We start from the raw sequence: 17811 nt of genomic DNA on the forward strand, positions 1-17811 counted from the left end.
TGCTATCTTCTCTTTCTGCCTTCGGCCTTGCTGTCCTGATAGAACAGGACCTTCCCGCCTTCAACAATGCTCCGGTCATCACGCATGAACAGCGTGATCCGTTCGCCGCCCAGCTGGTTTTCGTTCTCGATAATGCGCGCGTCACCGGTCAGCACGATCTTTTCTTCCTTGCTGTAATAGGAGGCCTTTTTCGAGAGGGCAACTCGCCCTTCCTTGCGAACGACGACATTGCCCTCGGCCTCGATCTCGTTGATGCCCTTGGACGGTGCGTCATAAAAGACGATCATCGTGTCCGAATAGAGAGTCATCCCCTCCTTCTTCAGCGTCACGTCGCCCTTGAAGGTGATCTTATCCCCGAGTTTATCGGCTTCCATGCGGCTTGCCGTGATCACGATCGGTTCCCGCCTTCCCTCCGGCCGCCCACCTGCCCTGGGCATGGCTGCGATACAGAGCGCGGAGACAAGAAGCAGGAGACTATTCCTGAAGCACCGCTTTAACATTGTTTTGTACGACGATCGTCCGCATGTCCGCGTTTGCCGACAACCCTTTGCCCTCAAGATAGATCTCCTTCCCAAGCAGTTTGAAGGGGTCAGGAGTGTTGACCAGCCTGGGGCCGGCCCTCCAGGAGAGGGACCGGGTGGTCAGCAGATAACCGTCGCTTGTGACGACCCGGACTTCGTGTTCGACACCACGGATCGATGCGTCGCCCGTCGCTGTGTCCATCCGCCCTGAATCACCGATCAGAGCCGCCACCTTCAGGTCCGGGGCGGTGAAGGTGATCTCAAGGTCTTTCAGCTGCGCTTCCTTGTTTTCATAGAGATCGGCGCTCCCGGCGCGCATCCTCCAGGCCACCCTGCCGTTTTCCGACTGCGTGAACCGGAACCCCTGCATGCTCATTAACAGCCGCGGTGTCTTGGCCGGCTTGAACAGGGATGGCATCGACAGGTCCTCTATGCCTCCGCGGCGTATGAGTTGCAAACCGCCATAGAGCGCCGCGATGAGAAGAAGAACTGCGAGCAACAACGCGCCCCGTTTTGCGCTGGCTTTCATGTTCATGATTAAAGTTATTATGGCGGCCCGAACCAGGCCGCCATGCATAATTTATACCATGAAACCCGTGACATGTAAAGGTTAAAATCGGAAAGATCAATCGGGACGCAGCCGGAAGAAGTTTCTAAGATCTCCGCCCTGCCTTGAGTTCCGCGATCTCTTTCTGCTTCTCCTTGAGCAGATTCTCGAGTTGGAGGAGAGAGGACATGTCGCGAACCACAGACTGCACGAACCGCTTACCCATGAGCGTGAGGCCTACGGCGCTGACATCGACAGGCACGATTCCCCCATCCGCCTTTCTGAGATCGGCATGGCTGAGGCCGCGCCCCCCCTGCGACGCCTCGGCCAGAAGCTTCCGGAGTCCGGCAGAATCGACAAAGAGTTCAAAGAAGTTCTTGTGCACGAGATCGTACTTCGTGCAACCCGTAAGGCGCGCTGCCTGCTCGTTCACGAAAACCACATCCCCGTTCTCTGCCACTACGAAGATCGTATCGCAGGCGTTCTCAACGAGGCTCCGGTAGCGCTCTTCGGACGAACGGAGCTCCTCGGTCTTCTCCGTAACCCACTGCTCCAGTTCCAGGTTCATCTTCCGGAGTTCGATCTGCATCTGCTCGTTCTGCACCGTCGTCGCAATGATGCCTGAGAGCGTCGTGAAGAAGTTTATCTCCTCGTCGGTGAAACTTCTCGGTTTGGTGTACAGCACCTCCATGACTCCCATCAGAGCTCCATTCGAATAAACATACAGCGGGAGGCAGTAGGCCGATTGATAGCGGGAGAGGTTCAGTTCCGGGATCTCCCTGAACCGGCCGTCGCTGCGCAGGTCCTTCAGCATGACCGGTTCGAGCTTCCGGCCGACCCAGCCCTCGATGCCTTCACCGAGCGCGACCCTGACGTTCTTCAACCCGTCCATGAGGTCCTTGTTGGCTGCGCTAAGCACGAGTTCGTCGGCCTTCTTGTCGTATAGGAAGAGCAGGCAGACCTCGGCCTCCATGACCCGGGCCGTCACGTCAGCGACATCCTTCATGCGGTTCGAAAACAGTCGCGGTGAGTTGGCCGCATAGTTGACATCATAGACGCCAAGGAACTTGATGAAGAGGTCGTCCTTGATATCGAGCAGTTCCTCCTGCCGGAGGTGAAGTTCGAGATTTGCATCCTCAAGACGCCGGTAGTAGGGGAAGATCAGCTGCCGGTAGAGGAGGTAGGCGGCGCCGGGCACGACGGCAAGGATGACGAGGGAAAGCAGAAACCCTGCGCCGTTTCGCTCCAGGCTGAAATAACAGACCGCCGAGCCGGCGATCACCGCCGCAGCGAGGACCAGCGCAATAGCCGTGATCAGGCTTCCCTTCCGGTGTTCGAAACTGGTGTTCATCATACCTCTTCCTCCTGGCGCCCCTCCCGGTCAGACGGCAGTATACCGGTGACGCGCTGGAAATGCAACAACCCTTCTCAACCGCGCGGCAACTCTTTGAGCAGCGGGACGAGGCTGGCAACGGCCTGCTCGAGATGGATCGGAACGTTCACCTCCACCCCGCGCTCCCGCAGCTTCAGAAAGAGCTCCGTCAGGAGCGGCGGATCTATGCTGGATGCCTTGAGGGCCCCGCTGTTCACCAGGATGTCTGCGGGAGTGCCCGCAGTCACCACACCCTTGCCCTTGGCGAGCACATAGACGCGGTCGGCGAAGGCCGCGACCAGGTTCAGATCATGAGTAGACATGACGATGGTCATGCCCTCTCTATTCCGTGCGTTCAGAAGCGACACCAGTTCCCCGCGGGACCGTGAGTCGAGCCCCTCAAAGGGTTCGTCAAGGATGAGGAGCTCGGGCCGCATCACGAGCGCGCCGGCGAGGGCCACCTTCCGCTTCTCGCCTCCCGACAGGTAGTGACAGATCCTGTCGCGCAGGTGTTCAATGCCGAGCTCCGCAAGGACCTGCGCGACCATCTGTTCCCTCAGCGTCCGTTCGTAGCCGTAGTTCCGTGGCGAGAACGATACGTCGTCCCAGACCGTGGGTGAAAGGATCTGCTCGTCGACGCTCTGCAGCAGCACGCCAATGCGCTCCCGGACGGCAGGATAATGCGTGGCAGGGTTCATGCCAAACACGGTCACCTTCCCCTCGTCCGGCTTGAGCAGGCCGAGAACATGGTACAAAAGCGTGGTCTTACCCGACCCGTTCCCGCCGAGGATCGCGACGCGTTCGCCCCGGTTCACGACGAAGTCCAGGCCGCAGATATGGATCTCGGTCGTGTCGGGATAAATATGCTTCAGACAGCTGACGGTTATGATCGGTTCCATGGTTAAAGACTATTTCAATCCTGCGGTGCTCGGACAAGAGCGATCTTCCGGCAAAGGGAGGGAGGACATCATCATGCTCTGAATATCTCCTTCACGATGCCCGCCTGTTTCCGCACTCGTTAGCAGCTTGTGACGAACGCTCCCCGCTTCACGCGTGGCATCACGCTGTGCTCCTTTCCTCCATTACGTCCACATGATCGCAAGCATGAACACCGTCAGACCCGTCGCGAGAGGGAGCCAGTCCTCGCGTCGCATTCCTTCAGCCCCCTTCTGGGCCATGCTGCCGTTGTAGCCCCGGACCGCCATGACGGCATAGAGCCGCTGCGCCCGCTCCACGGCCCGCACGAGCAGCATGCCGATCCCCTTCGCGATGTTCGAACTGTTCTTCGCCAGACTGCCCGGCGAGAACCCTCCACGCAGCCGGATGGCCACGCCGAAATTGTCCATCATGTCCAGGAGAATGAACAGCGTCCGGTAGGTCATGAACAGCCCTGCGGCGAGGATCTCGGGCAGGACCGTACTGATCAGGGAAAAGATCCTCGGATAGGGCGTGCTGACGACGAGCGCCAGCAGGGCCAGGGACGGCGTGATCGCCTTGAAGACCAGCAGCGCATAGGCCAAAAGACCGCCCTGTATGCTGATCCCGTACAGAACGGCGAACAGGACCGCGTAGAGGGAAAGCGGGACGAGTCTCGCCCACGGCAGCCCGGAAGCGGCAGCCACAACGAGGATCAGGCCGTATCCCGCCATCAGCGGATAGGGGGACCGTGCCGTCAAGGCGCTGCCTACCACGAGAAACAGGAAAAGGAACTTCGCAAGGGCCGAAGCCCGGTGAAAGGGGCCGTTCCCGCTCGTTGCCCAATGGTCGATCCGCGCGACAGAGATCACGCCCTTCTCCTTGTTTATTATTTCTTGGAGCTGCGGTGCAACCCGTGCCCCAGCAGGTCGGGCTTCACCTGGGAGATGAACCTGACAACCGCCCCGGTGATCGCCGCCTCAATGATCCATCCCACGGCCCCGATCGTCAGCACCACAACAGCAAAGGTCGATACCGATCCACAGGAATGCACTGCATGGTCGTGCTCCTCGCCGTGATGGAGCACGTCGGGATCGAGATGAGCGACGGCCACGATTCCGATCAGCAGCATCGTCGTAATGAACAGGGTCACCACCGTGGCCGCGGCCGCCCGCCAGAACACGGGCAGGCGTTTCAGGAGCGAGAACAGGAGGTGGCCGAGAACCGCTTCGGACCCGAGGAGCAGCGTGTTCAGCCCGATGACGGTAATGCCGCCGTGTCCCATGAACGCGAGAATGACGCTCGTGATGAATGCCGCGATCAGCCCGAGACTGGGCCCGATCAGGATGCCGGTCACGACGGTCAGGTTGATGTGATAGCCGGGAAGAATAGGCAGGCTCATCACCACGAGCATGGCCGCGGACAGGGCGCCCAGCAGGGGGATCATCTTCTTCGTATCCATGCCGCGGAGACGGTAAAAGCTGAACCCGAGAGCCACGGCCATGGCCACGAATCCGGCGAGCCAGAGCCAGACGGGAAGAATGCCGTCCGGTATGTGCATGTGTGTCATGGGCAGCCCTGCTTCTTTTTATGATTTTGCCAGGAAATCCGGTGGCGGCGAGAGGGGCGAACTGCCCTTCCTTACCCGGCGCGTTACTTGCGTTCGCCGTCCTTGCCCGCCTTCTTGATGAATACGAACTTGCCATCACCGGCAATGAAGATGTTCAGAATCCAGCTGATGAGGCTGATCAGGAGTGCGCCGAAGAAGGCTGCGCGAAAACCGTCGATCACGAGACCGGGCACGAGCATGGAGACGAGCTGGAGCATGGCTGCGTTGATCACGAGCGTAAAGAGGCCGAGCGTCAGAAGGTTGATCGGAAGCGTGAGGACCAGCACCGCCGGTCGGATCACCGCGTTGACGATGCTCAGGATTCCCGCCGCGAGGATGCCCATTTCGACGCTCTGGATCCTGATGCCCTGGATCAGCGACGCGGCGATCATGAGCGCGAGCAGGTTCATGGACCAGCGCAGAATAAATCCGATCATGGCTCCTCCGAAAATTTCAAAAAGTTTAGCATAGTTCCCGGCGGTTTGCAACCCGGAGCATGATCGGAGCGCCCATGAGGAACGAATAGCGGGCAAATGCCGCGTCCGTGATGAGGTGTACCAGGGGTGAAAAAGGGGTTGGCGACCGGAGCGCGCTCCCACCCGAAGTCGTCAGCCCCCTTTGAAGTTCACGATCGGCAGCCAGACTGCCGCTCAATCTCTCCCCGCGATTGATTCGGTTGTCCGCTCTCGTGGTCTCCCCGGAACCCGGCACGCTCACGAGGGTCTTCAATTCCCATCAGTGCTTATGATACTCGTGAGTCGCGGGAGGCTTTACCGGCTCGCTCCTAGGCTTCGTGAACTCCAGGAGCACCTGGAGTTCACCCGACCGCTGGAACTGGAGTGTCAGAGTAAACTGTGAGCCGACCTTCAGGTCTTGGGGCAGATTCGCGACCATGATATGCGGACCCGCACGCGCGAGCACGAGGCTGTTCTTTGCGGGTATGACCAGCGACTTCGCGATCACCATCACGTCGCCTCGCATCTCGTGAATATCGGCCTCTGCGCCGGGGATGTCGACGCGGGCACGGAGCAGTCTGTCCGGTCCGCCGCTGTTTACGATCGTGAGATACACAGACGCTTCATCGCGCATCACCTCCGAAAATTCGACGTGCGCATTATGGATGTTCAATCGGGGTGGTTCGCTGGTGCAGCCCCAGACTACAGCAGCCACGATCGCAGTGCCTGCGACGAAGTCCCTGATGGTTCCCTGCCTGTGCTCCATGGTTCCCTCACTGTTCGTTTTTTTTGTGCCTAATCTGCTCCAGAGTTGTCCGGATTGAAAGCGGCTTCGTACCGAGGGAAAGGCCGTCCCCTCGTGATCGCCGCGGCTGAAAACCGGCGTTCACGAAGCCCTGTTCCGGCCCTGTTCCCCCGGAAGATCGTGGCAGAAGCGGAATGGACAGTATTGCATCGACGTGGGAAAAGAAGGGGACGGGTAGCTCAGAGGCATGGGGAAGCGTTCGGCCGCACACGGCAGGGGCCTTTCTCAGGAAATGAACAGGTTCATCTGATCCCGGCTGCCTGATTCCTTGCCCGCGTGGCGGCCATACCGCTCGGCGATCGTGAATATCCGGTCGAAGAACGTCTTCTCATCGATGGAGCCGCTCCGATACTCCTCGACGATCAGGTAGAATGTTTCCAGAAGGTCTTTCTCGAACCAGCCGGGCGTTGCACTCATATCTCGTACCGCACTCCTTCTTGACGGGGCTTCCCCCTCAGGCAGGAGACTATACCGTAAAGGCAGAGTCAATTGCAAGTATTTCCTTCCCCTTTGCGTCCGGCAAGACCCGCGCCGACTTGAGACCTCATAGATACCGGTCTCAGTCAGGTATTTATTTGCGCTGCTGTACTGCTGCGCCACGAATTTATCATCAGTCGAGCCCCACCGCCCCTGTTCTCCTAGTAGCGGGTCCAGTGGACCTGGATAGAGACCAGGAGCCTAGGCGTGAACGCCGGTTCGGGCAGCGGTGCGATCTGCATCGAGCGCAGGAACTCAGAACGAGCAGGCAGGAGAGACCGGGAGCCGGCCCCACAACTCTCGGATCATAGTACCCTCACCTCCCCGGTATGGATCGATCACGGCCGGATTCCTCATCTAAATATCTGAACCCGCGAAAAAATGAAACTTCTTTACGGGCAGCCCGGGTCTCTCTTGCGGAGAACTTATCGTGCATGCCGCCTCCCGCCTGCCTACGCCTGGTGTATAATTGAGATAGAAACTAGGATTAAATATGTCGTGATTCCTTCTGGAGAATTCCTGGTGGTGGTAATTACGGGTCGATGGAAAAAAAGCCCCTTCCGCTACTTCTGCCGGTTCGACGCAGGGGCGACTAGGATATCGAAGATATCGCAGGGGTGAATATAAAAGGTATAGGGAAGGGGAGGGCGGCATACTAACCGCACAGTACGAGAACGGGTACGTCAAACCCTCGCGTGAGGGCTAAAAAAACGGCGTACGCCGATACAGTACACGGTCATCCAGGGGAACGGCACCGAGCCGCCGGTCCGCAATGAGTACTGGAATAATAAGAGAAGGAAGGCATCTACGTAGACATTGTTTCGGGCGAGCCGCTGCTCAGATCGGTGGGCAGTACGGACGGGATGGCCCAGTTTCACGAGGCCGCTCGAGGCGGGCGACATTGCCGAGAAGGAAGACCGGAGCTGGTTCCTAGTCCAGACCGAGGTGAGAAGCAGGCAAGGCGACTCACAGGTGGGCAAGGTGTTCCGACGGCCGCAGTCTGCCGGCCTTCGCTAGTGCACGAACTGCGCAACGCTGCGGTTCATCCCTCGGGAAACCTTTCCGGGGAAGGATATGACCGTACCTAGCGCTGTCCGTTCATGACCGGGAAAACGAAGAAATGCGTTGTTGCCGGATCGCTCTTTGTCGTCCGGAGAGGCACCTCAACAAAAGAGCGGGACGAGAGAGTCTTCAGTTTACCCTTTTTTTCGCCTTGTGCCCCCTGGTGGGGTATAATGTATACGTCTTTGCGCCGGCGACTCAGGATGCCGGCCCGGCGGTGCGGTGAAATACGGTCAAGAGCTATTCATTACTGTCCAGTAAAAAAATGGAGAAAACAGCAGCCCATAAGATGACGATGAGCCGGTCGCACCTGATGACCCTGCTGCTGGGCGCTCTTGCGCTCGGCTTTTTTATCGGAAGCGGCATGGTCGGATTGCTCTCTCCCTTGCAGACCGAGAGGAGCGATGAAATTGCGCTGACCCGGGAAGGTGCATTCCGCTTCATCCGGACGTCAACGGAAACAAACAATGCTGCGGGACAGCCGGCAAAGGAACTCAAGCCATTCCGGTACAAAATAAACGATCTTCTCGATGAGAGGTTGCACACCGGAGTCGTTGCCTCAGCGGCCGTTTATTTTCGGGACCTCAACAATGGGAACTGGATTGGGATCAACGAACGGGAGATATTCTCGTCCAAGATCCTCCTGAAACTGCCCCTGATGATCGCCTACTTCAAATGGGCCGAGTCGAACCCGCTCGTGCTGCGCAGGACGCTGACCCTCGCCGCCGGAGCACCCGGTGAACGGGTGCCGGAGGGGAGCCCATCCCCGATCGAACCGGGAAAACCCTCCTCCGTGAACGACCTCATCTTCCGGATGATCGCCTATGATGATGATTCGGCGTACACACTACTGCGCGCGAACATCCCGAACCAGCGGCTGGACCGGGTATTCAAGGACCTCAACGTGGAATACAACCCGCGAGATGAAGCCGATTCCCTTTCGGTCCGGGGTTACGCGTCTTTCTACCGCGTGCTGTTCAATTCATCGTACCTGTCCGAAGAGATGTCCGAAAAAGCCCTGCGGTACCTGTCCAAATCCTCTTTCCGTGCGGGGATGGCTTCCGGTATTCCCGCGAACATCGATATCGCGAGCAAGTTCGGAAAGCGCCTGGTCACAGTAGCGGAACACGGCGAGGAGAGAGAGCTGTACCAACTGCATGAGTACGGCATCATTTATCATCCGCACAGGCCGTTCCTTCTCGGGATCATGGTCCGCGGAGACGACGAGAGCGCCCTCGTAAAGACGATCCGCGATATTACCCGACTTGTGTACGATGAGCTCGATCAACAGTCGTGAGGGGGGCTGAAAGGGAGATGAGATTGGTGGCGGCAGCCGGTGCTTCAGGTTGCGTTTTGAGGCCGCGGGAGAAAGCAAGGGTTTGTTCCAGGAGTGACGGTCAGGGGCGGGATGAGAGACGGACTGCTGTGCTTTACATGTCCCGGTCAAGCCTGCAGTTATTCAACTGGTCCAGCGCGATACGTCCCTTCACGAGGGCTTCCAGGTCGCTGACCGTGAGTTCGCGGTCATTGTGCAGAACGTATCCCTGGACCCTGAGCCTCTTCAGCCAGATGGACAGGTTCACATCCCGCCAGTCAGGGCCGATCATATGCTTCATGGCTCGCTCGAGGTTGTCCCTCTGTATGCCACGGTTCATCAGTTCAAAAACCATGGTCACGAGGTCGGAGTCACGCAGAACGCCCATTCTTTTCCTCCACGAAAAAAGCGGCCGGATATATGCATATTCATCACCGGGAAACGGCAATTCTGGATCCGGCAACTGGGATATCGAAATAATAACGTCATTTTGAGATTAGCATTATTCTTATTTACATTGCAAGAATAATTTCGGGGTATATTTTAGGTTAGAGCTAAAGTATTAGAAATTGTATTGTTTATATATTGCGACTGAATAGAATTCATAATAGAATTATCACGTTTCAAATGATCTGTCTCAATATTGCACCGATAACGAACATGTTCATTTCGTTCTTGATTTCCATATTTAGAAAGTCGTACTATTAAAAAGTTTAGTGAATCCTGGAACTAAGAACGTGCCTCTTTGGCGCAAAAGCATCCCGGGTGGGCAAGCATGGAAAGAAAAATAAAAGCATTCCTCCTTATCATAATGACCGTTACCACTACTGCATTTGCAGGTGAAAACGGGGCTGTAATGGCAAGCCTTGAAAAGGATCGCAGTTCCTTGAAAAGAAAAACCGTTTCAGCACCGCTGCACACGGAAACATATGAGTATTACGAGATTTGCGGGTCCTGTGAAAGAGACCTTCTTGACCAGATGACCCGGAAAGCGGTAATGTGGCACGATGGTGTCAAGTATGATTCCGTCACAAGCTGGAAGGTGAAGTGGGATTACGATTATGACCGCAGCTCCCATGCCTGTTCCGCCGATTCATTTAGAATGACTGTCAACGTCATCTATCGACTGCCTAAATGGGTTAGGACCGGCGATGTTCCCCAGTCACTCGTCGACAAGTGGGATGCCTATATGAAGCACCTTATGACTCATGAGAACGGACATGGGAAGATCGTGTTGGAGGCGGCAGATGAAATGACCCGCGCCGTTGCCGAGCTTTCGCCGGCGCCCACGTGCGAAGACCTGGACCGCCAGGTAAAGACCCTTTGCCGGCTGCGGCTCAAGAAACTGGATGATGAGCAGAAGAGATATGATGAATCGACCAGCCACGGCATCCTCCAGGGAGCCCTATTCCCTTAATCGCTCGCCGGGGTGCGTTGCTGCCAGTTAAAAAAAAGCAGGCTGTCTTCAGCCTGCTTTTGTCTTTCATAGTGCATGCACATAAACTTTTTATCTTACGTCCCTGCTCCTACGACCTCCGTACTAAAATGCGGTAATGCCATTGTCGATAAACTTGCCCGGATGTTCATCGCCTGCCGGACGTGTCATCTCAAAGTACGTAACGCCATTAGAGAGAGGCTTTTCCTCACGCAGTCCGCCTGCAGCCGATCCCTCCAAATACATGTCTGAGTCCACATGTGCCTGCATGGGAAGAATAGCCGCATCATCGAGTGCCACAACACCCGTGCTGAACACCGTGATCCCATTCGATGGCCAATCTTTCGAAACTTCTGCAGCATCCACATAGGTCACCGCAAAAGCTAGCGCAAGGGCCATTACCGTTAATATAAGTATAGTCTTCTTCATAGCGAACACCTCCTTTACCTCAAGTTAATTATATTATACTACTCTCCTGGAGCAGTGAAGGATATTTCAAGTATTTTTTTTAATATTTTTACTTTTTAACAGGGCTAATTTTGTCCTGTTACTAAAGTAGAAGAGGCATAATGTAAAAATGTACTGAGTCAGGGAGGAAAGAACCTGACAGAAAGCTCAGTAACGATACGCTCTGTAAACGGAGAAGAGGCTTTCTGAGAGACGTTTATGACGTGGAAGACTACTTCTGAGCCTGATTCGCGAAGGCACCAGGATTGTTGACAAGCTTCCAGCGCAGAACGCAGCGGACGACGATGGCGGAGAGGGCTCTCTTAGATTCAACGAGGGATCAGCGCGTCATGGTCAGAGGATGATATTTCGTTGAATCATCGCACCGCATGGCCCCGTTCGAGCTTCGCGAGAGCATCACCATCGGCCCGCGGACACTTTGCTTTCAAGCGGAACCCAAAGTAAGCGCTGCGGTCCGCCTGGAACCTCTTGTTGCGGAACATCACGCGCACGGCGCCCGGCTTGTTGCTCCAGGAGCCGCCGCGAAGCACACGGAGGGGTCCCTGTGACGTGCCCGTCGGATTGTCTTTCGGACTTTCCTTATAATAGGTTTCGCCGTACCAGTCAGCTGTCCACTGCCAGACGTTTCCCGTCATATCATACAGCCCGAGTTCGTTTGGTTTAAAACTGCCAACCGGCGACGTATACACGAAGCCGTCATCATATCCAGCCCATATTTCCAGACCGGAAACCGAGCGCTTTAGCGATTCATCACCAATATTTCCTGACGGCTTGCCATTTCCCCAGCTGTATCTATAATTCCTCCCCCTGCTTCTCGCCGCATACTCCCACTCCGCCTCCGTTGGCAGGCAATACCTCACCTTCGTCTTGCGCGAAATCCATTCGGCAAACGCCTTGGCGTCGTTCCACGAAACACAAACCACGGGGTGCTGGTCGTCCTGCGCAAAACCCGGATTACGCCAATTCTTGTTGCCGTCGTACTGCCACCTGCTCCCGTTCCATACAGCGCAGCCCTGGCTTCGCTCGGCATCGGTCGCATATCCGGTATCCTTCACGAACTTCCGGAAGTCCCCTACCGTGACATCGTGCTTCGACAGGTAGAAATCAGCAATGCAGACCTTGTGCACCGGTTTTTGATCCTTCTCTCCGTCGCCGAAAACATCGCCCATCTCGTAGCACCCGCCCTTGACCAGGACGAACTCCGAGCCGATGGCCGGGTCCGTGTACGAACGTTCAGCGGCAAAAGTTTCCCTGCTTTTTGTTTGCCCTGGACTGAGCATCCACAGAACCATGAGGGTCGAAAGGATCGCGGTTACGATCATTTTTCTGAGTGTCATACGAATTCCGGTTAAAGAGCGGTCATAAGGTCATCTACTTGTTCCCATATCTGATTGTATCACGCTGCTCAGGAACACAGGGTCACCTCTGCTGCTCGTAAGAAGGCCTTGATCGCGGTCATCCCGACAGGAGGCTTGTGCTGATGTTGGCGGCGAAAGACCGGAGCGTCGTTCAGCCCTTTCAATTCTTCATCCTTGCTTACGCCTAAACAAGCCGATTGTGCCCCGCTTCCAACAATCTGATTGACTTTGGCCTCTTTGTGTGCTAAAAATTCAAGCACTTAGAAAATGACCACTGATGGCACGAAAGGTTTTCCATGAGCATGGGAATTGCGAAAAGAGCTATGGCAATCAAGCCTTCCCCCACGCTGGCAACGGCGGCGAAGGCCAAGGCGATGAAGGCGCAGGGCATCGATGTTGTGGATTTCGGCGTGGGAGAGCCTGATTTCGACACGCCGGAGAACGTGAAACAGGCCGGGATCAAGGCAATCCAGTCCGGATTCACGAAATACACGCCCGCGGGCGGGACCGACGAGCTGAAAGAGGCGGTCGTCGAGAAGTTCAAGAAAGACAACGGACTCACGTACGAAAGATCCCAGATCATCATTTCCTGCGGCGCGAAACACTCTCTCTACAACATCGCGGAAGCGCTCTTCGATCCCAACGACGAGGTGATCATCCCCTCGCCTTACTGGGTCTCCTACCCGGACCAGGTGCTCTTGAACGATGCGACGCCGGTCATTGTAGAGACCACGGAGCAGGAAGGGTTCAAGCTTTCCGCTGCCCGGCTTGAAAAGGCCATCACGAAAAAGACCAAAGCGCTGATCCTGAACAGCCCTTCAAACCCCACGGGTCTGGCCTATGACAGGAAGACGCTCGAGGAGATAGCGGCAATCGCCGTGAAGCACCGGATCTATGTGATCTCCGACGAGATCTACGAAAAGCTCCTGTACGACGGGTTCAAGCATTACAGCATCGCCTCGCTGGGTCCGGAGATCAAGGACCTGACCATCGTGGTGAACGGCGTATCAAAATCGCATTCCATGACGGGCTGGCGCATCGGTTACACAGCCGGTCCCAGGGACGTCATCGCCGCCATGGCCAACATCCAGAGCCAGAGCACGTCGAACCCCGCGTCCATTTCCCAGAAGGCGGCCCTTGAAGCGCTCCGCGGCCCGCAGGACTTCATCCAGACCATGAACGCCGAGTTCGACAAGCGGCGTAAGTACATGGTTGAAAGGCTGAACAAGATAAAAAGCATATCCTGCGTCATGCCGGTCGGCGCCTTCTACGCTTTCCCGCGGGTCTCTCCGCTCTACGGCAAGAGCGTGAACGGAAAAAGGATCAGGAACTCTTCGGATCTTGCGACCTATCTGCTCGAGGACGCCAAGGTCGCGCTCGTATCCGGAGACGCCTTCGGCGCAGACGCGTACATCCGCCTCTCCTATGCGACATCGATGGAGAACATAGTCAAAGGACTGGACAGAATCGAACAGGCGGTCAACAGGCTCGCGTGATAAAAATGCGAGTAGCAGCCAAGCATTTTCACCACAGAGTTAAGGCGACACGGAGTAAGATCACGCTCTTTCCATGAGAATGGCTCCATGTTCACTGTCTCCGTGGCAGATTTCGACCCATTCAGGAGGTTCCCAAGATGAAGATCGTTACCTACTTGCTCGGCGCCCTGCTCGTGGCGGCCCTTACCGCTGCAGCCGTTTTCTATTTCATGACCTTCGAGCCCATGAGGACGGATTATCTGCGGATGAAAGCCGGCATCCCGGAGATGGACAAGGCGAAGGCGGAGCTGAAAAAATACAAGGCACAAGAGACTAAGGAGGCCCAGGAAGTTGCGTGGGTTAATCCGGCTGTGGACGCCCTGAAAGCGGGACTAAGCGATGAGATCAAGGCGGGCAAGGCTGAAGTGACAGCTGCGGGGAACGGCATCGTGGTCAATATCTCCGAGGATATCCTTTACACGCCGGGCTCTGTGACGTTTGCCAAGGACAGCCCTCAACTCCGTCTGAAGCTTGCGGCTCTGCTGGGAAGCAAGGAACTGAAAGGCAGGGAGATCCTGATCGGCAACATGACCGATCCGGTCCCGGCGCAGGGCAAGGGCAAGAAGAAGATACCGCCGAAGGATGCCAGGGTGCTCGCTGCGGACCGGGCACTGGCGCTGGTAAAATTCCTCGAACAGAACAAGGTCGATCAGGCGGCGCTGATCGCTGCCGCCTATGCTCAGAAAATGCCGGAGGCCGGCTTCCAGATCAAGGGCCATAAGACGATGATCGTCATAGAAAGTTCACCGGTTCCGTCCGCAACAACTGCAGCGCAGCCCAATCCTTCGGCCGCACCCGGGGCAAAGCCCGCGGAGAAAACCGAAGCGCCTGCTGCGGGCGCACAGGCTTCACAGCCAAAGGCCATTCCGCTCAAGCCGGCGCAACCGAAAGGACAGTAGGCTCTGGTCACTTGCGACATTGTCTGACGGTATTTCCCTTGAACATGAGCTCTGCGTCAAACAGGACAATGCAATTTTCGAAAACGCGCCAAGCTCGCGAAAAAAGTATTCTGGCTTCAAAACCTTTTTGTGCTCCGCGAGAATCGCTCTTCTCCCCGGCAGGGACCCTCTTCCGGAAGAGATACCCTCTTCGGCGGGTGTTCCTGATGCCATCCCGCTCGTCAAGGGGCCTTCATGTCCGATGAACAGCTGACAGAACGGATCATAACGCTCGAGCAGGAGCTCGAACAGGCGCGAGCGCGGGAAAAATCCGTCAGCGACCTGCTCGAAAAAAAGCTGAACGAGATCTACACCCACTACCACATCTCGCGCACGATCGGCTCCATCCTCGACCTGCAGGAGATGCTGCGCCAGGTGATGGCGTCCGTCAGGAAATCCCTCCCCTTCGACCGGACCTCCGTCTACCTCCTTGATGAGAAGAGCGGACAACTCGAGCTGGTCTTCTACAGCGGTCTGAACATCTCGGACCGGGTCACGCTGAACGTGGGCGACGGCGTACCGGGCAGGATCGTCGAGTCCGGGGAGCACACGCAGATTCACGACCTCGCAATATTCTACGACACCCTCAACGACTTCATCCATTTCCCGGGCGAGGACAAACGGAACGGCTCCTATATCGGCATCGCGCTCAAGGTCCACAACAGGACGATCGGGGCGATCGGTATGGACTCCCCCGAAAAGCACGGACTCAGCGTGGACGACATGGATTTCATGGCCATCCTGTCGCACCAGATCGCCGCTGGCATCGAGAAATCGCGGCTCTTCGAGAAGATCCAGCAGTTGTCCCAGCTTGACGGCCTGACGGGCCTCTATAACCACCGCGTCTTCCAGGAGCGGCTCTTACAGGAGATCAACAGACGCGACCGCACAGGGAAGCCCCTTTCCCTGATCATGCTGGACATCGACCACTTCAAGCAGTTCAACGACGAATTCGGACACCAGGCAGGCGACCGCGTGCTCAAGCAGCTCGCCCAGGTCATGCAGACCCAATGCCGGTGCGCCTCCATCGACATCTGCTGCCGCTACGGCGGCGAGGAGTTCGCGCTCATCATGCCCGAGCTGGAGATGCATCATGCCGTAAAGGCGGCGGAGCGGCTGAGGAAAGCGGTGGAGCAGCACACATTCACCATTGCGGACGGACAGCAGGATGGCAAGGTGACGGTCAGCGTCGGAGTGGCCGGGATCGCGGAGACGGATGACACCAGCCCGGAGCAGCTCGTCAAGAAGGCCGATGAGGCGCTCTATCTCTCGAAGCGGAACGGCAGGAACCAGGTCAGCTACTCCCCCACGGATATCCCGTAAAAGCCCTTCATTCTTCTGCTATCACGTTGTATTCGATCAAGCCGCTGCTCTCTCTTTCTTACGTGTTCCTACCCTGTTGCAGCTCGGGACAAATCTTCAACACGGAGCGGCCCTGGACGCATACAAAACCCATCGTTTTCATGCGCCGATATCGCTGGCGCAAAGTGAGAGAAGCGTGTTGCAAACTTTGAATCGGCTTCAACACTACGCTCCTTGCACTGCTATAGTCTTCAGATCATTCTCATTGTCGGCGTGAGCCACGAATCAAATTCAGAATAACTTATTATCATCAGATAGGCAACGTCAAGACACGCGTCTCGGGGAGCTGGGCGTAATGAAGGGAAAGAAAGAAAACATCTGAAGAAGCCTTACCGGTTTTATAAGTGGAATGATCTGTCGAGGGCTGCGGGAGACGATGACAGCTCCTGAGAGAGGTTACTATCAGAGCCGACGCGACACCTTCGCAACAAAGTTGTTCTGTTCCAATCTTAAGACGTGTTTGGTGCATCGTCCCTGAAAGGCTATTCCAGGCCCGCGAGGATCTGCCGTACCCGACAGTTCAGGTTGAAATTCACGATGTGGCCCTACGTATCACCGCACTCACGCTTAGCTTTTCCTCACGAAGCGTCAGCTTTGAGGATAGATTGTACGTCCGGTGCTTATTGAAGAGGAGGGAGTCATAAGCTCGGAAATCACGGGTCTCGCTTACGGATGATGGGGCCTCGTGCGGGGTGAGACTGAAAAGGGGATGGGTTGTAGAGTGTAGCGCAATCCAGCTCTCTTATTTTGAGACTAATATTATATCCGCAGCGATGCGACCCGGAACCATCCATGAGTCTCCGCGATCACTCGAGTCCAGCCGCCGCTCACGGGTTCACTTCCTCTTACTCATATGCGCCTGCAGGCTCTGGATGTACTGGAGCCCCCGCTGCCGCATTGCGGGGTCCGTCTCCATGGCCACATACTGGTTCGCATACTGCAGCGCCATGTCGATACGCCCGGTCTTCTCGAAGGCAAGGGCCGCGTTCCAGTACCGCGACGGGCCCTCGGGGCTCACATCGATGGCCTTCAGGAAATACTGGAGCGCCTCCTCGTAGTTTCCCTTGACCATCAGGATCTCGCCGAGGGAATTCAGGGCCTGCGGCATGTTGGGCAGGCCGACGAGCGCCTGGCGGATGGCGAGCTCCGCGTCATCGAGCCGCTGCTTTCTCATGTAAGCCACGGAAAGATTGTTCAGGAGGCTTGGATCGTAGGGCGCGTACTGGAGCCCGGTCTGCCAGGACACGATGGCATCATCGATCATCCCGATCCGGAAATAGACGACGCCGATCTCACGGTAAAGGTCACGGAGCGGAACGCTGCCGTCGTCCTTCAGTGCCTGGACCGTCTTGAACTCCCGGATCGCGTCGGTGTACATGCCGTAGGTGGACAGCGCCTGGCCGTAGTTCTCGTGGGTCCTCCGCTTGTTCGCCGATTTGGCGGATGTGTCGGCCCACATGGTCACCGGCGTTTGATACACCCGGTTCCGGACATTCGCCCCGGCGACAAGCCCAGCCACCATGACGGTGAAAAGGATCAGCGCGATCAGGGAGGGCGGTTTTCCTGTTGCCACGGTGATCGCCCGGATCGGTGCGGAAACTGCCGCCTGCAGTTTTTTTCTCTGCTTTTTCTTCATG

Annotated in this window: 19 protein-coding genes; 6 read left to right on the forward strand and 13 right to left on the reverse strand. The window is 56.6% G+C overall.

Annotated features, from left to right (window positions below; translation table 11 throughout):
* Window positions 1–2 precede the first annotated feature (2 nt).
* From lptA to VL197_10000, 9 genes are all read right to left on the reverse strand, one after another.
* Window positions 3–500 carry a lipopolysaccharide transport periplasmic protein LptA gene (gene lptA, locus VL197_09960; GenBank protein HUJ18302.1) on the reverse strand — a complete coding sequence of 166 codons (498 nt, stop codon included), beginning with the start codon at window positions 498–500 and terminating at the stop codon, window positions 3–5.
* A complete protein-coding gene (gene lptC / locus VL197_09965) occupies window positions 475–1056 on the reverse strand; it encodes an LPS export ABC transporter periplasmic protein LptC (protein ID HUJ18303.1) in 582 nt (193 codons plus the stop codon). The genes lptA and lptC overlap by 26 nt, the downstream gene beginning before the upstream one ends.
* Window positions 1057–1174: 118 nt before the next feature.
* Window positions 1175–2422, reverse strand: coding sequence for a PAS domain S-box protein (locus VL197_09970; protein HUJ18304.1), 1248 nt, complete (start codon window positions 2420–2422; stop codon window positions 1175–1177).
* Window positions 2423–2496: 74 nt separating this feature from the next.
* On the reverse strand, window positions 2497–3339 hold the full coding sequence (locus VL197_09975; GenBank protein ID HUJ18305.1) for an ABC transporter ATP-binding protein: 843 nt from the start codon (window positions 3337–3339) through the stop codon (window positions 2497–2499).
* 183 nt (window positions 3340–3522) lie between these two features.
* The gene (locus tag VL197_09980; GenBank protein HUJ18306.1) at window positions 3523–4227 is read right to left on the reverse strand and encodes an energy-coupling factor transporter transmembrane component T; all 705 of its coding nucleotides are present in this window, start codon (window positions 4225–4227) and stop codon (window positions 3523–3525) included.
* 17 nt (window positions 4228–4244) lie between these two features.
* Complete coding sequence (locus VL197_09985; protein HUJ18307.1) at window positions 4245–4925, reverse strand: energy-coupling factor ABC transporter permease; 681 nt, start codon at window positions 4923–4925, stop codon at window positions 4245–4247.
* An 83-nt stretch (window positions 4926–5008) separates the two neighbouring features.
* Entirely contained in the window at window positions 5009–5401 is a 393-nt protein-coding gene (locus tag VL197_09990) for a phage holin family protein (protein HUJ18308.1), read from the reverse strand.
* 298 nt (window positions 5402–5699) lie between these two features.
* Window positions 5700–6185 (reverse strand): copper chaperone PCu(A)C, encoded by a 486-nt coding sequence (locus VL197_09995; protein HUJ18309.1) that lies wholly within the window; start codon window positions 6183–6185, stop codon window positions 5700–5702.
* A gap of 264 nt (window positions 6186–6449) precedes the next feature.
* On the reverse strand, window positions 6450–6641 hold the full coding sequence (locus tag VL197_10000; protein HUJ18310.1) for a hypothetical protein: 192 nt from the start codon (window positions 6639–6641) through the stop codon (window positions 6450–6452).
* Between the two features lie 876 nt (window positions 6642–7517).
* On the opposite strand from VL197_10000, the gene VL197_10005 reads away from it, so the two are divergent.
* Entirely contained in the window at window positions 7518–7718 is a 201-nt protein-coding gene (locus VL197_10005; GenBank protein HUJ18311.1) for a peptide-methionine (R)-S-oxide reductase, read from the forward strand.
* A 310-nt stretch (window positions 7719–8028) separates the two neighbouring features.
* Window positions 8029–9060, forward strand: a complete 1032-nt coding sequence (locus tag VL197_10010) for a serine hydrolase (GenBank protein HUJ18312.1) — start codon at window positions 8029–8031, stop codon at window positions 9058–9060.
* A gap of 133 nt (window positions 9061–9193) precedes the next feature.
* Here the strand turns inward: VL197_10010 and VL197_10015 are convergent, their stop codons facing one another.
* Entirely contained in the window at window positions 9194–9466 is a 273-nt protein-coding gene (locus VL197_10015) for a hypothetical protein (GenBank protein HUJ18313.1), read from the reverse strand.
* Between the two features lie 387 nt (window positions 9467–9853).
* Here VL197_10015 and VL197_10020 point away from each other — a divergent pair, with 387 nt between their 5' ends.
* A complete protein-coding gene (locus VL197_10020; protein ID HUJ18314.1) occupies window positions 9854–10495 on the forward strand; it encodes a DUF922 domain-containing protein in 642 nt (213 codons plus the stop codon).
* A 123-nt stretch (window positions 10496–10618) separates the two neighbouring features.
* On the opposite strand, the gene VL197_10025 is transcribed toward VL197_10020, so the two are convergent.
* Both VL197_10025 and VL197_10030 read right to left on the reverse strand, forming a co-directional pair.
* Window positions 10619–10942 (reverse strand): hypothetical protein, encoded by a 324-nt coding sequence (locus VL197_10025; protein ID HUJ18315.1) that lies wholly within the window; start codon window positions 10940–10942, stop codon window positions 10619–10621.
* 395 nt (window positions 10943–11337) lie between these two features.
* Window positions 11338–12318 (reverse strand): formylglycine-generating enzyme family protein, encoded by a 981-nt coding sequence (locus VL197_10030; GenBank protein ID HUJ18316.1) that lies wholly within the window; start codon window positions 12316–12318, stop codon window positions 11338–11340.
* Window positions 12319–12641: 323 nt separating this feature from the next.
* Between VL197_10030 and VL197_10035 the strand changes: the two genes are divergently transcribed.
* The 3 genes from VL197_10035 (at window position 12642) to VL197_10045 (ending at window position 16135) form a co-directional block, all read left to right on the forward strand.
* Window positions 12642–13835: a pyridoxal phosphate-dependent aminotransferase gene (locus VL197_10035; protein ID HUJ18317.1), complete on the forward strand. Its 1194-nt coding sequence runs from the start codon at window positions 12642–12644 to the stop codon at window positions 13833–13835.
* A gap of 137 nt (window positions 13836–13972) precedes the next feature.
* Complete coding sequence (locus VL197_10040; GenBank protein ID HUJ18318.1) at window positions 13973–14773, forward strand: hypothetical protein; 801 nt, start codon at window positions 13973–13975, stop codon at window positions 14771–14773.
* Between the two features lie 234 nt (window positions 14774–15007).
* Entirely contained in the window at window positions 15008–16135 is a 1128-nt protein-coding gene (locus VL197_10045; GenBank protein ID HUJ18319.1) for a sensor domain-containing diguanylate cyclase, read from the forward strand.
* Window positions 16136–17009: 874 nt separating this feature from the next.
* Here the strand turns inward: VL197_10045 and VL197_10050 are convergent.
* A complete protein-coding gene (locus VL197_10050) occupies window positions 17010–17810 on the reverse strand; it encodes a tetratricopeptide repeat protein (GenBank protein HUJ18320.1) in 801 nt (266 codons plus the stop codon).
* Window position 17811 lies beyond the last annotated feature (1 nt).

The sequence above is a fragment of the Nitrospirota bacterium genome (genome assembly GCA_035516965.1).
In the GTDB taxonomy this organism is placed as follows: domain Bacteria; phylum Nitrospirota; class UBA9217; order UBA9217; family UBA9217; genus MHEA01.

Excerpts from the sequence above, each read along its gene's own strand:
- VL197_09975 (HUJ18305.1), bottom strand. The coding sequence starts at position 3,339 with ATGGAACCGATCATAACCGTCAGCTGTCTGAAGCATATTTATCCCGAC.
- VL197_10025 (HUJ18315.1), bottom strand. The coding sequence starts at position 10,942 with ATGAAGAAGACTATACTTATATTAACGGTAATGGCCCTTGCGCTAGCT.
- VL197_10010 (HUJ18312.1), top strand. The coding sequence starts at position 8,029 with ATGGAGAAAACAGCAGCCCATAAGATGACGATGAGCCGGTCGCACCTG.
- VL197_10015 (HUJ18313.1), bottom strand. The coding sequence starts at position 9,466 with ATGGGCGTTCTGCGTGACTCCGACCTCGTGACCATGGTTTTTGAACTG.
- VL197_09970 (HUJ18304.1), bottom strand. The coding sequence starts at position 2,422 with ATGATGAACACCAGTTTCGAACACCGGAAGGGAAGCCTGATCACGGCT.
- VL197_10000 (HUJ18310.1), bottom strand. The coding sequence starts at position 6,641 with ATGAGTGCAACGCCCGGCTGGTTCGAGAAAGACCTTCTGGAAACATTC.
- lptC (HUJ18303.1), bottom strand. The coding sequence starts at position 1,056 with ATGAACATGAAAGCCAGCGCAAAACGGGGCGCGTTGTTGCTCGCAGTT.
- VL197_10035 (HUJ18317.1), top strand. The coding sequence starts at position 12,642 with ATGGGAATTGCGAAAAGAGCTATGGCAATCAAGCCTTCCCCCACGCTG.
- VL197_10045 (HUJ18319.1), top strand. The coding sequence starts at position 15,008 with ATGTCCGATGAACAGCTGACAGAACGGATCATAACGCTCGAGCAGGAG.
- lptA (HUJ18302.1), bottom strand. The coding sequence starts at position 500 with ATGTTAAAGCGGTGCTTCAGGAATAGTCTCCTGCTTCTTGTCTCCGCG.
- VL197_10030 (HUJ18316.1), bottom strand. The coding sequence starts at position 12,318 with ATGACACTCAGAAAAATGATCGTAACCGCGATCCTTTCGACCCTCATG.
- VL197_09990 (HUJ18308.1), bottom strand. The coding sequence starts at position 5,401 with ATGATCGGATTTATTCTGCGCTGGTCCATGAACCTGCTCGCGCTCATG.
- VL197_09995 (HUJ18309.1), bottom strand. The coding sequence starts at position 6,185 with ATGGAGCACAGGCAGGGAACCATCAGGGACTTCGTCGCAGGCACTGCG.
- VL197_10050 (HUJ18320.1), bottom strand. The coding sequence starts at position 17,810 with ATGAAGAAAAAGCAGAGAAAAAAACTGCAGGCGGCAGTTTCCGCACCG.
- VL197_10040 (HUJ18318.1), top strand. The coding sequence starts at position 13,973 with ATGAAGATCGTTACCTACTTGCTCGGCGCCCTGCTCGTGGCGGCCCTT.
- VL197_09985 (HUJ18307.1), bottom strand. The coding sequence starts at position 4,925 with ATGACACACATGCACATACCGGACGGCATTCTTCCCGTCTGGCTCTGG.
- VL197_10020 (HUJ18314.1), top strand. The coding sequence starts at position 9,854 with ATGGAAAGAAAAATAAAAGCATTCCTCCTTATCATAATGACCGTTACC.